Annotated in this window: 11 protein-coding genes; 1 reads left to right on the top strand and 10 read right to left on the bottom strand. The window is 54.3% G+C overall.

The features are described from left to right. Positions 1–77 precede the first annotated feature (77 nt). Positions 78–1,487 (top strand): tyrosine-type recombinase/integrase, encoded by a 1,410-nt coding sequence (locus M3P21_RS08830; RefSeq protein WP_249709016.1) that lies wholly within the window; start codon positions 78–80, stop codon positions 1,485–1,487. A 48-nt stretch (positions 1,488–1,535) separates the two neighbouring features. On the opposite strand, the gene M3P21_RS08825 is transcribed toward M3P21_RS08830, so the two are convergent. The 10 genes from M3P21_RS08825 to M3P21_RS08780 form a co-directional block, all read right to left on the bottom strand. Continuing rightward, a complete protein-coding gene (locus tag M3P21_RS08825; RefSeq protein ID WP_249709015.1) occupies positions 1,536–1,859 on the bottom strand; it encodes a hypothetical protein in 324 nt (107 codons plus the stop codon). Positions 1,860–2,120: 261 nt separating this feature from the next. Then, entirely contained in the window at positions 2,121–5,060 is a 2,940-nt protein-coding gene (locus tag M3P21_RS08820) for a phage tail length tape measure family protein (RefSeq protein WP_249709014.1), read from the bottom strand. Between the two features lie 828 nt (positions 5,061–5,888). Then, positions 5,889–6,839 (bottom strand): DarT ssDNA thymidine ADP-ribosyltransferase family protein, encoded by a 951-nt coding sequence (locus M3P21_RS08815; RefSeq protein ID WP_249709013.1) that lies wholly within the window; start codon positions 6,837–6,839, stop codon positions 5,889–5,891. Between the two features lie 14 nt (positions 6,840–6,853). Then, complete coding sequence (locus M3P21_RS08810; protein ID WP_249709012.1) at positions 6,854–7,723, bottom strand: macro domain-containing protein; 870 nt, start codon at positions 7,721–7,723, stop codon at positions 6,854–6,856. A 505-nt stretch (positions 7,724–8,228) separates the two neighbouring features. After that, positions 8,229–11,255 (bottom strand): primase-helicase family protein, encoded by a 3,027-nt coding sequence (locus tag M3P21_RS08805; protein ID WP_249709011.1) that lies wholly within the window; start codon positions 11,253–11,255, stop codon positions 8,229–8,231. A 52-nt stretch (positions 11,256–11,307) separates the two neighbouring features. After that, on the bottom strand, positions 11,308–11,490 hold the full coding sequence (locus M3P21_RS08800; RefSeq protein ID WP_249709009.1) for a hypothetical protein: 183 nt from the start codon (positions 11,488–11,490) through the stop codon (positions 11,308–11,310). Between the two features lie 330 nt (positions 11,491–11,820). Beyond that, entirely contained in the window at positions 11,821–12,216 is a 396-nt protein-coding gene (locus tag M3P21_RS08795; RefSeq protein WP_249709007.1) for a hypothetical protein, read from the bottom strand. A 112-nt stretch (positions 12,217–12,328) separates the two neighbouring features. Beyond that, positions 12,329–12,529: a hypothetical protein gene (locus M3P21_RS08790; RefSeq protein ID WP_249709006.1), complete on the bottom strand. Its 201-nt coding sequence runs from the start codon at positions 12,527–12,529 to the stop codon at positions 12,329–12,331. Continuing rightward, on the bottom strand, positions 12,486–12,680 hold the full coding sequence (locus tag M3P21_RS08785) for a hypothetical protein (RefSeq protein WP_249709005.1): 195 nt from the start codon (positions 12,678–12,680) through the stop codon (positions 12,486–12,488). The genes M3P21_RS08790 and M3P21_RS08785 overlap by 44 nt, the downstream gene beginning before the upstream one ends. Continuing rightward, positions 12,677–13,072 carry a hypothetical protein gene (locus M3P21_RS08780; protein WP_249709004.1) on the bottom strand — a complete coding sequence of 132 codons (396 nt, stop codon included), beginning with the start codon at positions 13,070–13,072 and terminating at the stop codon, positions 12,677–12,679. Before M3P21_RS08780 ends, M3P21_RS08785 begins: the two co-directional genes overlap by 4 nt. Positions 13,073–13,074: the final 2 nt, after the last annotated feature.

Raw genomic sequence — 13,074 nt, 5'->3', positions numbered from 1 at the left:
CAAGAACTTACGCGAAAACTGAAACTTGCAACTGATGCAATCTTGCATGAGTTGCGCAGAATCGCGAGGATGTTCTCATGAAGAACCCTGTCCCCTATGTCCGCCAACGACCTGATTCTTACTGGGAAATCGTCTATGACGATCCCACTACGGGTAAGAAGAAACGCAAGGCTACAGGTAGCAAGGACCAAGCTGAGGCGGAGAAAAAGCTATCCGAGTTTGACCCGGTCGTAACCGCTGACGCGGTCGATCCCGAAGCGCCGCGCCTGCGTAGACGGAAGGACGGATACTGGGAAACTGTCTGGGTTGAAGATGGAAAGACCCGGCGCAAATCACACGGAACGCGGTTGGAAGTAGAAGCAAACCCAGCCCACGATATCTTTGTCAAAGAACTGTCGAAACCAGAGATACCAAGCCGTCCGACAATCGCTTGGGTGGTAGACCAGTATTACGACTACATCTGCCGTGAGAAACCGGAGAAAACATCTGGCCCAATGGCTGCAAACGTCGGACCGCTTAAAGAGCATCTTGGGCACTTGCATTGGGATGAAATCGTGCAAGACACGGTGGACGAATACGTTGAATGGCGTATGGAAAAACCTCGCTGGAAAGCGCACCAAGACTTCAACGGGCAGTACGGCAAAACTAGCAGAAACACCGCTTGCAAGGACCTTCGGACTCTACGTGCTGCACTGAACCGGGCGCGAAAGAACCGATACACAAGCTATCCGCCGGACTTCGCCATCAAGGAAGGCGAACCGGTCCGTGAAACCAAGGTATGGCTGACTGCGGAAGAACTGGAACGGATGATTGCCGCATGCGAACCCAAGCCGATCTTCGTCAACGGAAAGAAAGTTGACCGGGAACGCGACCGGTCCCACTTGGAAGCGTTTCTGCTGATCGCGCATGCGACGGGCGCAAGGAAAGAAGCCATTCTTTCATTGACGTGGGATCAGGTCTACATCCCCGAGCCGGTGTTGAAAAAGGCCAGTGAAATTCGCAGTACCATTGCCCATGACGCGGACGGCAACGAGGCAATACCTCACAAGTCCGCGCTACTGGAGTACGAGAATTCGCCGTTAAACTATGAGACGGGCGAAAACGTCAGAGGGGCTTACATCGACTTCGGGGCGGGCAGCGGGAATAAGCGGCGACCTCAAATTCCGATTAGTCAGAACTGGCGCTTGATGAACTACTTGCTTTCCGGCGGCGACAGAGAACAGCCCTACGTAATTTCCTACAAAGGCAAGCCGGTAAAGAGCTTGAAGAAGGGTCTGGCAGAGGTAGCCAGAGAGGCGGGCGTAGACAAACCGGTTTCACACCACACAATGAAACGCACCGCGATCACGCACATGGTCCGCGCAGGGGTGCCGTTCAACATCATTGCAGAGGCGGTCAACACTACGGAAGAGGTGTTGAAGAAGCACTACAGCATGCATCGCCCTGACATTGAGGAAGCACTAGGGGATGCTTTGTCGATCAGGTGAACTGGTTAGGGCGGGCGTTAGCCCGCCTAACTCATGGCTCTGACTGACTTACATGCAGCGGTACATCTCGGCATCAATCAGCATGTCACCTAGAAGACTTGTGGCCCGTGTTTCAAGCAAAACCAAATTCGCTCCACGTGAGGCAGCTTGGCGCTTGATTTCGTTGATAGCACGCGTCTGAGAATACTTGTTCGATCCAACCTGCGGTATCAGCCCGATTTCTTGCGCGTTTGTGCAGTTAGGCGTAGCGGCGAAGGAAACTTTAACTTGCTCCGGCGCGACAGCGGGGTAGCTTGCCCCGGTTTGAATAACTGGTTCAGTGCATGCTGCCACCGTTGCAGTCAGCAGAATTGCTGCGATTGCTTTTTTCACTTAAGCCTCCAAAAATAAATGGTATTTCTGGTGACTAGGAGCGAATTGAGGCTCTACTTTGACGCGAAGGTGGCGTTTTGCGTGTAACCCGCGTTAGCGGGTCTCGCCTTCGTCAGTTTCATCCCGTTCAGGTTCCGGCCTGATAGGTTGCCCGTCTTCAAGACCCCGTTGTTTTCTTATTTTGTCAAACGCGGGCTTGTGCAGCCCCGTTGGATGCGGGCGACCTTTGTAGACATATTCTGACATTGTGTTGCTCCTAGATCAGCGAATTTTTTTCATCGCGCGTTGTGTCGCGACGCCCGCATCGGCAGCAATCTGGCGCTGGCTGCGGCGGAAGGAATCCGGGTTGTCAGACTGAACGTTGAAATTCTGGATGACGCTCACGCTGGTCCCTCCTGCACCTTCGGTGGGCATTTCGACAGGGATTTTGCGCCCTTTGCTCAGCGGAATTACCGCTTCGTTGGGGTGGAGGATAGACGGGATGCCCGAAGTGTTCGGCGTGCCCGACGAGAAGTGCGGCGCGTGGCGGAATGCGGCAGGTGATACCATCGGCCCTGCGTTCACCGGCGACGGGTTACTGGTCAAGCCGCCTTCGGCTGCGAAGAATGAACCGATGACCGCGCCGAAGTTGAAGCCACCACTGCCACCGGAACCCGCGACATTGCCGCCAAGCATCCCGATCATCTCCTTCACCGCCATATCTGCAATAACCCTTGTGGCAGTTGAAAGGATGGACTGCCCGAGGCTTTCAAAGTCAACTTTGCCAGTCATGGCGAAATTCGCGATTGCGTTGGACAGAGAGTCGAATACTTGCGTTTCAATCTGGCGTCCGGCCTCTGTCCAAGACGGCACGGACGCAATCCAATCCTTCACCGGGTCGCGCGCGAGGCGTTTCAACTCTTCATTCAAAACCTGCGCGGCTTCGAACTGACGGATCATTGCGTAGGTCTGCCCATCGATAGCCCCGCCGCCCAAGGACATTGCCGCCGCCATCAGTTCGGCAGACTCGCGGGTTGATGCCTGTCCGGTAGCCAACAGGTCCAATGCGGCGTTTTCCTGCCCCAACTTGAACACACGGTCGTTGACCTGCTTCGACAGCTTTTCAAGCTGGCGGGATTCGCCGCCCTTGCGTTCGGATTTGGACAGGTCAGAAATCAGTTTTTCCACTGACGTGTAACTTTGGTCTGCCTGATAATTCGAAGCGGATAGGCGTCCACCGTCACCGAACAGCCGGGGGTCTTGGCCACGCCCGCCGTATTCTTTAGCTGACTGTGCGTTGCCCAACGAAACAGCCGCCTCAAGCGCGACTCCCAGATTGCGCGCGAGGGTGGCAGCGGCCTGCGATGCGCTTGAGATGTTGCCTGCCATGTTGGACGCCGCAACACCGTTTGCCGTCTCCCATGCATCCATAAGCTCCGCCTTCATGGATTCCAACACATCCAATGTCTTGGTGCTTTCGGCAAACACTGCGCGCTCAGCGTGAATGCGGGCTTCGGCGACTTGCACGGAGTCGCGGCCATAGGTGGCGATGAGCTTATTCGTGTCCGCCTGCTGACGCAGGCTCGCAAGCATTTCATTCGCGGTGGAAGTTGCCAGTGCGGATTGGGTGCGGGTCTGGGCATAGAGTTTCGCCGCCGCGCCGATCTTCTTGTTTACGTCTGACTGAACCTCGCCGATTTCGGCGACCTGCAAAGCCACAAGAAGGGCCTCACGCTGAACATTCAGAAGTTCTTCCGGGATCGCTTCGACCGATCCGAACACCCGAACAAAGGACTCGTTGAGCGCGTTCGCAGCGTCCACCTTGGCCTGCATTGAGTCCGCCGTGGCCAAGCCTTCCAGCGACCGGACCACTGCCGCAGCCTGTACATCAGTGATGGCAAGCGTGTCCTTGAGGTTCAGGAAAGTGGCTTCGATCTGTGGCATGACAGCGTCGGCATAAGTCAGTGCCGACCGGGACAGCCCCCCGAACCGCTCTGTGAGGGCAGCAACGGCGGAATCTGCCGAGCGGATAGCATCCAACCGTCCGATAGTCGCGAGTGCCGCACTTGCCGACCCGGCCTGCGTCCCGAACGCCCCGAACTTGGCGATAAGTTCACTGGTGGACTGCGATGCAGTGTCAGCGTAACCGCGATAGGTGGTTACAGCCGTCGAAAGGTCTTTAAGCCGATCTTCGAAGGATTTGGTTTCCTTGCCTGCCTTAAGCGCAGACGCCCCCCAAGACACGGCGGCAGCCGTCAGACCGATGACCCCTGCCACAACGAGGTTAGTGGGCGTCAGCAGGTTCAAAAGTGCGGTACGGACAGAATTCAACGCCTGAGCCTTACCCCCTGCGATATCCATGGCCTGTGAGACCTGAAAAATCTGGGAGGCGACTACTTGCATTGGGCTAGCACCAAGCGCGGCCATCGTGAATACATCGTTGATCTGGTAGCCCATCTGCTGCGCCGCCATGCCTGCGTGGCGCGAGGAAGCCGCAAAGGCAGTATTCGCCGCTGACGTGGACAACAGCGCTTGAGAAGCCCGTTCACGGGCCTGCCCAGCCGTTGTGCTGGACAGTATCCCAGCTTTTTCTAGAGTTTCGATTTCCTTGAGGCTGGTAGCGTAGCGCATCGAATTGGCCCGGATCGGGTCATATTTCTGAGCCAAATTTTCAAGCTGGGCTTTGTGGGTGTTGGCCGCGTCAGCAGCTTGACGGTGCGCCCGCGCCTCTGCTTCCAGATCGTTGGCAAGCCGTTTCAACTCACTGGACGTGTCAGAAAACCCACTGCGAGCGGATCGCACATCGAGGCCAGATCGCGCACCGGTGAGATTGGATTTCAATTCGATCAGTTCACGGTTCAGCCGGTCAATCGCGTCAGTTTTATCAAGCGCAGCGAAACGTTCTGTAAGGCGCTGAACCTCGTTCTGGCTGGTCCTGTATGACGATGACGCCGACAAGGCCGTGCGCTTCATCTGATCGGCAAGGCGCTTGGTTTCGCGCTCTACAGCAGTCGTGGCCTTGGCTGTATTCGTGGCTTCCCGCGTCACGGTCTTAAGGCCGGATGCATCGACTCGGCGCAGCTTGGTGAATGCGCCGGAACTGTCGCGATCCAACTCGCGAACCGCACGCTTTATCGATTCAACGGCACCGGTAAATTTCTTCGCGCCGGATTCCGCACCAGTCGCGTTTATCTTCAACCTAAGTTCGTGGGTCTCAGCCATATCAGTCCTTTTTGTGTGGAAAAGTGGCTGGGTGGTTCGCACCCACACGTGCAAAGACACCCAGCCTAAGTTGGCAACATCGAAGGGGCGAGCATCCCCATTTCGATGGCTCCATTATGCCACAGGTATGGGTGGTCACCTAATTTCCAGTTGAGAACGGTTCCTAACTGGAAACCGGGGATCGCTGCGCGTACTGCAACCCTATTTGGGAAAATTTGGAAATTTTTTGGGGCCAAATTTTGGGAAAAATTCGAAAAACGGTCGGGGGCAAAAAACGCTTTCGATATGCAACGGAACCCCGTTAAAGGCACTTAACAAAGTTGCATAGCGGTCTGGACCCAGTACCCGCGCGCAAAATTTGACCCCACCCCTAGTGCCCCTTTGGGTCCCCGGCACCATATATATGGTCTGAAATGCTGTTCTGCCGCTGACGCGGTGGCGACTTCTCACTTGAATGTCGAGTTAAGTCCTATTCGGTGGTATCCTGACCTGCGGAAATCAGGCAAAAGCAGCCTATAACGCTCATTATGTTAAATTCGTGGAATCGTGAATTAGCCTTGTTTATATGGCAGAATCGTTAGATTCGTGGATTTTTGAGATGCGCGCGAAATTCGCGCAATATTATTACTCGGGCGATATCCATCTAACATGCTGAAATTGCTGTATTTTTGAGATTCATCGCAGATAGCGTGGTGAATTGGTCGTGCCCGCGTCAGCGGGGGCGGCTGGTTAGTTATGTCTATACATAATATGCAACTTTTTGGATGTTGGTGCTCGCCGCGTTAGCGGCGGCTGTAGTACCTAAGGATGGTGTGCAGTCGAAAGAAGCTACTGAGTCAACTTCAGCACTGACTCGTGAGCGTAGCAGCCTTCGAGTTCGATCATGATACGATAGTCTCCTTCAGGGAGATTGTGTTTGGTGAAGTAATCTTGGTTAGGGCGCAGAGCCTGCGAAACCAGTTCCACTGAGTGGCCCGAAAAGTCATCGATCACGGTGATACTCGTCTGAATGTCACCCGGATAACGCGTTTCTCTCAGCTTGAATTTGATCCTTCCGGGTGCGGCGTCAACAAATTGCACCGCTGCATATTCGTGCAGGAAGACAGCATTGTCCTGAGACCTTCTTACCAACGGAATGAATTTCTCCAAGCCCTCTTGCATCAAGCGATACTTGATTGTCGCGACATCTGCATCCGTTCTCACGACTATCGCCCTAAGCGTAGATGCGAGATTAAGAGGGCTACTTGCGAGTACCTCCGCACAGCGCTGGCTTTTCTCTTCATCGGAAGGATAGGCTTCGTCGTGATATATGCCTCTAAAATCCAGCTTTTCGAACCCAGTATCGCCGTCAAGAATTTCCGACAGGTGCGATTGCATGTTGCGGTTAGAAAACCGGGTATCCCCCAGCGTTAGTACGCTTTCTCGATTGAAAGCGAGCATAACAAGAAAACCGGCGTGCTTGCCCCTGTAGAAGTCTGCCTCTTTGCGAATGCCTTCTATGTGGTATTGAGTGGGGGTTTTAGGGCGGAAATAGAGGCGAACATACTCATGAGCATCGTTCCGATGCTGAATAATGTCGTCGGGGGCAATGTCAATTCGCAGCGCGTTTCTTGCGACCGCATCCTTCCGAGAAAGCAGTTCTCCACTCTTTAGAATATCAATAGCTGCGTCGATATTTGCGTGATGGAAGAGGTGCTTTAGCCACTTTCTTTTGTAGTTGGAGAATTTCCCTAACCACTCGACAACATGCGCTTGATGACGCGCAGCGCTGATTCCCATAAGCGATGAACCTATTAGTGAAGCCCGACAGACACGGGCGCTGAAGTGCTATTGCGAATACACTCAACCGCCAAATTGACGCGACCATGGCGGTCTGCGATATTCACCGGCCTCACATAAGGCAGATGCGACAGGACTGAGAATACCTTAAGCGCAGAGCTTTGTACTGTTTCGGGAAGATCGAAACGAGACACTGGGCTAACTGACAACAGACTCCATATCCGAAACAGGTCTTCTTCTGCCGCTAGTAGTTGATCACAGCCTTTCGCTCCCCTGAGTTCGCATTTTTCGTTCAGAGCCACATAAAACGGCGCTGACATCATCAAAGGTCGGATTTCTCCATCGTGGCTTTGAATAAGTTCCCGAATGTCTTCGTAGAATCCTTCAAAAGAGATGGGCTTGCGCGACTGCAATAGAGGAAGTTCGTGTTCCAACTTCCCGAGTTTCTTTTCAAAGTCGTGAATGTAAACGGTTATGGGCAGATCATGTAGCAGATCGACCATTAGTGGACGTACCACTTCCCAATCCAGTCCCCCGTTTCCACAGCCCAACCGGGGAAACGCTATTTCACGGATTCCCATAGCCTCATAGGTCCTGCGGAACTCAACTAGACCGTCGTGAATGTATTCAATCTTGGATGGGTTGCGCCAGTGCTTCTTAGTTGCAAAATTTAACACCCACTGATCAACGCCCTTCCAGAGCCAGGAAGACCCCGGAGCTAGCTCGCCCTGCTTACAGAGTATTTTGTACTCTGCGAACATGTCTGGATAGCGTTCCTTGAAAGCTGCCGCGAGGCCCTTGCCCATCACACCTACGGTGTTAACGGTGTTGACGACGGTTTGCGCGGAAGAAGTCATCAGGCTGGTTCTGTGAAACTGCAACATGCCTTAGTCCTCCCTATTTTTGTCGTCTTGGGGTCAGAACACGTTACACAAAAGAACAAAAAGAGAACACCCCAAGAATCAAGTTCTTTCCTATCAACATATGGTTGGTTCGCCCCCGGCGTCTACCTTTTGTATGCTAAAATCGCAAATACGGACTCACAATTCCAACAGGGCTTGATGCGTTAGGCGAGCGGATGCCCTGATGCGAGGCCTACGTCTCAGCCTCCAAGCCTCCAACCAATCTCCAAGGCCTTGGAGGCGGTTTGGGCCATAAGAATAAGGGGGTGAACGTACCTGCCTCCAAACCTCCAATGAAATATACCTCAAGAAATTTAGAATTAGACACACACACCAAGAATTTCGGGTGTGTCCGTCCCCGTCTGTATTCCGTCAGGTCTGATGCGCGTTGGAGGTTTGGAGGCAGAGAGTGTTTAGCCCAATGAAATAAGGCGCTCCTGCGCCTCCAAGCCGCCTCCACTGCATCACGGCTTGGAGGCTGTACGGCTCACGCGGCCCCCAACAGGACCCTATCTACATTCTTGCCCAAAATCTCAGGCGGAAAGACCCAAAAGCGCATATCGCTGTTGTCGCCGACCTTCCCACGCTTTTCGGTGATCTCGACTCCAAACAAGCGCCGAACCATTGCTACCACGTCCACGTCGTCAGCATCGTGCTTGTTCGCCATCGCCTCAATATACGTACGGAAGGCAGCCTTCGGGAGCCGCAAACCGTCCTGACCGGGAACAAACGTCTCGTCGTATCCTCCCACCCTCAGCGTCACTTCACGATCACGCAATACGGTCAGCAGACGCCGCTGTGCAGGACGCATCGAGTGCCAACCCATGACCTTCCGCTCGGGCGTCTCGGGTGCAGTACGCACATCTGCCCAGCTCTTACCCGCTGACGCGGGGTCGTACCTCTCCAGATAGTCCAGAAGATACGCCATTTCGTCGCCTTCTATGGCCTTGGTCAGGTCTTCAAAGTACCCCGTATCGCCATGCTTCTCGGGATTGAACTTCAACACGAAGTAGCGACGCTCGGAACCGTTGTTTTCGATCAGGACGGGCACGGCGTCGTTTGAGTCGAAGTAGAAGCGCGTGAACGATGGAACAGTGACGAGACTCAACCCCTTCGCCTCCACCTGAATGGACACGGCGTCGACAAGAGCTTTAGGGGTGCTGGATACCTTTCGACTCGCACCAAAGACGGCTTCGTTGACCACCACCAGCACACACTTGCTGAGGTGTTCACCCGCAAATTGCCCGACCACATGACCTTCGTTTTCGAGTTGCTTGAAATTGGGCGCTGCCAGCCTACCCAAAAGCGCACCGAACCGCCCTTTACCAATCCCACCTTCTCCAACGGCGATCACGGAGGTTCCCGGCTTCTCGCCGGGGCGCTGGACCATGTGGGCCATCCAAAGCAACATCCAACTCAGTTTTTCGGCATCGCCATCACAAACAATCCGAAGCATGAAGTCATGCAGGAACGGAAAATCCTGTGCGTCGCCAAACTCTCCAGTTTTGGCTTTCAGCTTTCGACCCTGATACATGTTAAAATCGTTCTCGCCCGGTACCGTCGGCGGCGGAGCGAACACCAAACCACTCTTTCGCTTTGCCGTTTCAAGAAAGACCTTCGCCGGGTTAACCAACTGCTCGCCTTCAACGATCTGTCGATCAAGGTGCAGGTTCAGGAAGTCTTCTTTACGGTAAACGGCAATTGTTGAGTCAAAGTCGGAATTAAACGCGTCATAGTCCGGCTTGCGAACTACCCCGAACCGCCCGCCCAAGTCGCAGACGGCGTAGCGATAGCCAAGCGTTGCCAATGCGCTATTCAGATCGTCGCCCAATGGTTCTGCTGGGTCCAGCGATATATTCGCAGGTGTTTCACTCAGGGCTGCAACATTCTCCTCCCTTCGCTTTTCCGCTTTCTCCGCCGCGTACTCCGCCTTCTTTGCGTCCAGCAGTTCGCGCCCGTGCTTCTCCGCACTCTTCCGTCCATTTGCGTCAAGATGGGGCTTTACCAGTTCGTTCCATTTCTCGACGGCCTTCTGTCTTTCACCGCCTTGGAGAATCCCGGCATAGATCGCGGCCAAATGGTCCTTTCCAGCGTTAGCGGACAGTGCCGCAAAAGCCCGCTTCACAGCGGCGGGCGTCTTGAGCCACTCAATCTTGATTTCTTCATCCACGTAGTCCGCACGGTCTACCGCAATCGTTTCACCGTCCAGCTCATCTGGGTAGAACATCGGGTCGCACAGCAGAGTGGAGAACGATTGCCCATCCGGCATTTCCGTCTGCTCTTCAATCAGGCGCAGAAAATCGCAGGTGTAAAGGCCATCACAATGGTCGTGGTGGCAGTAGATGATCGCGCGCTCATCTGCGCCGTCGCCTTCTGCTGCCCAAGCCATGTCTTCACCGGACGTATGCGCGTCGGCATTCGGGCAGAGAATATCGATGCCCCGACCAGCCTCGCCCCGCACGTCCCAACCGATCATTTCAAGGAAGTCGGGCAACAGGAAGTATTCACCGTGATCCTGCCACCATGCCAGCAGGTCGAAGCCATCGGACAGATACGCTGGCTCGCCACCAACGGCACCGCTGCCACCCTTAGCGCCTGACGGCGCGCGGCGAGTATACTTGCTGACGTCTCCAGCGGGCATGTCATCCAGTTTCAGTCCGCGACCCGCAAGAATGTAGTGTTTGAAATCTGCACCCGATGGTCGCGCCGGGGCGTGCATCATCTGGGAGGGCAAAGCGCCCTTTGCATCAATCTCACCGCCATCCGGGATCAGCTTTTCAAGGAAGCCGAAATACCGACTCTTCCATTCCCCTCTTTGGGCTTCCCAAGCATCCGGGTCATCCTCACGAATACCAAGTTCAAACGGCTCAGCCAGCGGGATGACAATTCGAAAACGATCACTGCCCACCCCACCTTTGCTGCTGTGAGAGTGCGTCGTGTAAATTATCGCAAACAATCCAAGCGCACGCAGTCGCGGGATAACCTGTTCAACAGTACACCCGCCGTCGATATCCGCAGAAAGAGCGTAGACCCTCAGGATTTTCTTTTCGAGCTTGTAGCAGTATTCAACGCGATTTCTCCGCTTCCCTGTCTTCTGACCTTCGGCAAAGAAGAACGCGTTTCCACCTTTCTCGGCCTGTTCCGGGTGGCGGGTCAGAAACGAGAGGATTGCATCTCCCAAGGGCTGTTCATGATGTTCCCACTTTTCACCGAACGTAGTGGGTGCAGTGTCAGTAGTTCCAACAACGACCGTTTGAGCCAGCAGCGCGTCGCACTTCTCAAGGTCGCCGATGATAGTAGCGTCGTTGATCTTCGAGGTTTGAGGCCGTTTGAACTTGACCACATTCTCTTCGCGATAGTGATCATACATCCAGAGAGGTGGTTCAGATCGGTTAGGATGATCATGCAGCAGGCCATCTCGCCACATCCGCGCGAACTGGAGCACATTCAGCCCAGCGACTTGGAAAGGGTTTTTGTCCTCCATGCCATTTGTTGTGGAATGGTTGTCTTTCATTTTGCTCGTTTTCTCCTTGTGTTGACGGCCCGCTAACGCGGGCCTGCCAAATTTATTGTGCCGCCTGTTCCAGCAAGGCGGTCAGTTCGTCGCGAAGCCGCACCAACTCGTTGGCATTACCTTCCAAGAACCCTTTCAACCCCGTCTGCGCCAATTGATCCGTCACTTGGACCAGTTCTTTCTCCATTTCGTACATTCGTATGTTTCCTGTTTTAAATTTGTCGGTCGGAACCATTCCGCCGACGCCTCAATAAATGCGGTGGTCGAGGTCATGAGTCAACGGTTTTGTGCATTAACTTCAAGTAGTTACGCATCGACTTGAAGTGAATCTATCGACTTCAAGTGAAATCTTTTCGCACAGTTGAAATTCTGGAATCGAAACAATAGGAAGGCCGCTTTTCATTCAAAGATGGCATTCGGTCATCTCAAAACGGTAATTCGACAGATATTTCACTTTCATTGTTTCGATATTGGAATTTCAACTGTGCGAAAAGATTTATGGCATGATGCCCAGATTCACGCAGTTTGGCGGTCAAATTTTTTCTACCGAGGTCGGTAAAAACGGCTACGCAGCCTCTGATCCGCTGTCAGATGCGACCGAATCGTCTGGTCCGTACATCGCCACGATGGCGCGAAGCAGGGGAAAAAAACGATGCCCCGGTTCCCATTTCGACACAGGCTCTCCGCCATGTATCGTCCGACCACCAGTCACCCAATTCCCCGGATTGCGGCGGGGGTCACCGGTTATGTCACGATAAAAACCCGCATCTTGCATGATCTCAGAGAAGTTGCTGCTCATAAGTCTGGCGGAGTCGCCGTCAACGATGTCTTCAATCTTCTTTGCGACAGTTCGTGGCACCTTGTAGGCTGACCGGCCTCTGTCGGCATCCTGTGCCAGCGTGAAACACCGGATCAGGCGCGAGCACTCGCGCCGGAGTTTGGTCCGTTCGGCATATTTCATTTTCAGTTTCTCGTTTTGTTTGGAGCTTGTTTGTGCGCCCCCGGCGTCCCGATAACGCCGGGGGCACTGTCGCTTGCACGCGGCTCGGGGAAGCACGCGCAAGCGGGTGTCTCTATTTTTCGCCGAATTCCGCCGCCAAGGTTTTCGATACCCTGCGCTCGACCTCATGCAGTGAAGCCTCAAACTGCGCCCTACCAAGGCGCATACGCTCGGCAAACCACAACTGAGAGCGGCGCTGTGCCTTTTTCATGGCACGTTTGCCCATCGCGTCACGCTGCCGCGCGTTCAAGCCATTCCGATACTTCTTTTTCAAGGCGAATGCTTTCCTCTTCGAACTGTTTTTTTGACCATGACTCGCGAACCGTGAGTCCTGCGCGGATGCGCGTGTCGCGCTCGCGCTTCCGCTCGGCCTGTTCCTTGCTCAACCGGGTCGATCCAGCAGGAAAATCATCGAAGAAGCTCATCGCCCGCGCCTCCGCTTTCTATCTGCGAGTTCGTCGGCGCGCTGCATCGAGCGCATCGCTTTGTCACGCTGTCGCCTACGCTCATCCGACATCGCGTAGGTAGGTTGCTCGGGCGCGGCATCCTGTACTCTGTTGGTAGCAACGGTTGGCTCTTCCGGCGTCGGTTCGTGTCCTTCCAGCCAGATTCCACGCCGCGCCAGTTCATCCACAACTTCCTGCTCTTGCGGCAGGTCTGGGAAACGTTTCAGAACTTCAACAAATTCGCGATCTGAAATCGCAACGCCGCGAAGCATGACCGACTCCCAGCCGATATCCACCGGCGTAAAAAAGCGCCACGCATTGCCGCCGAACTGTCTGATTTCGGTGCAGAGCTTATCCAAATCAACGCGCATTG

Source organism: Ruegeria spongiae (genome assembly GCF_023502395.1).
In the GTDB taxonomy this organism is placed as follows: domain Bacteria; phylum Pseudomonadota; class Alphaproteobacteria; order Rhodobacterales; family Rhodobacteraceae; genus Ruegeria_C; species Ruegeria_C spongiae.
The sequence above is the reverse complement of the archived record's forward strand: the minus strand, read 5'-3'. Positions and strand labels throughout refer to the sequence as shown.

Coding starts and splice junctions, on each gene's coding strand:
- M3P21_RS08805 (WP_249709011.1), bottom strand. CDS start 11,255: ATGAAAGACAACCATTCCACAACAAATGGCATGGAGGACAAAAACCCT.
- M3P21_RS08785 (WP_249709005.1), bottom strand. CDS start 12,680: ATGAGCTTCTTCGATGATTTTCCTGCTGGATCGACCCGGTTGAGCAAG.
- M3P21_RS08815 (WP_249709013.1), bottom strand. CDS start 6,839: ATGGGAATCAGCGCTGCGCGTCATCAAGCGCATGTTGTCGAGTGGTTA.
- M3P21_RS08795 (WP_249709007.1), bottom strand. CDS start 12,216: ATGAAATATGCCGAACGGACCAAACTCCGGCGCGAGTGCTCGCGCCTG.
- M3P21_RS08810 (WP_249709012.1), bottom strand. CDS start 7,723: ATGTTGCAGTTTCACAGAACCAGCCTGATGACTTCTTCCGCGCAAACC.
- M3P21_RS08800 (WP_249709009.1), bottom strand. CDS start 11,490: ATGGTTCCGACCGACAAATTTAAAACAGGAAACATACGAATGTACGAA.
- M3P21_RS08830 (WP_249709016.1), top strand. CDS start 78: ATGAAGAACCCTGTCCCCTATGTCCGCCAACGACCTGATTCTTACTGG.
- M3P21_RS08820 (WP_249709014.1), bottom strand. CDS start 5,060: ATGGCTGAGACCCACGAACTTAGGTTGAAGATAAACGCGACTGGTGCG.
- M3P21_RS08780 (WP_249709004.1), bottom strand. CDS start 13,072: ATGCGCGTTGATTTGGATAAGCTCTGCACCGAAATCAGACAGTTCGGC.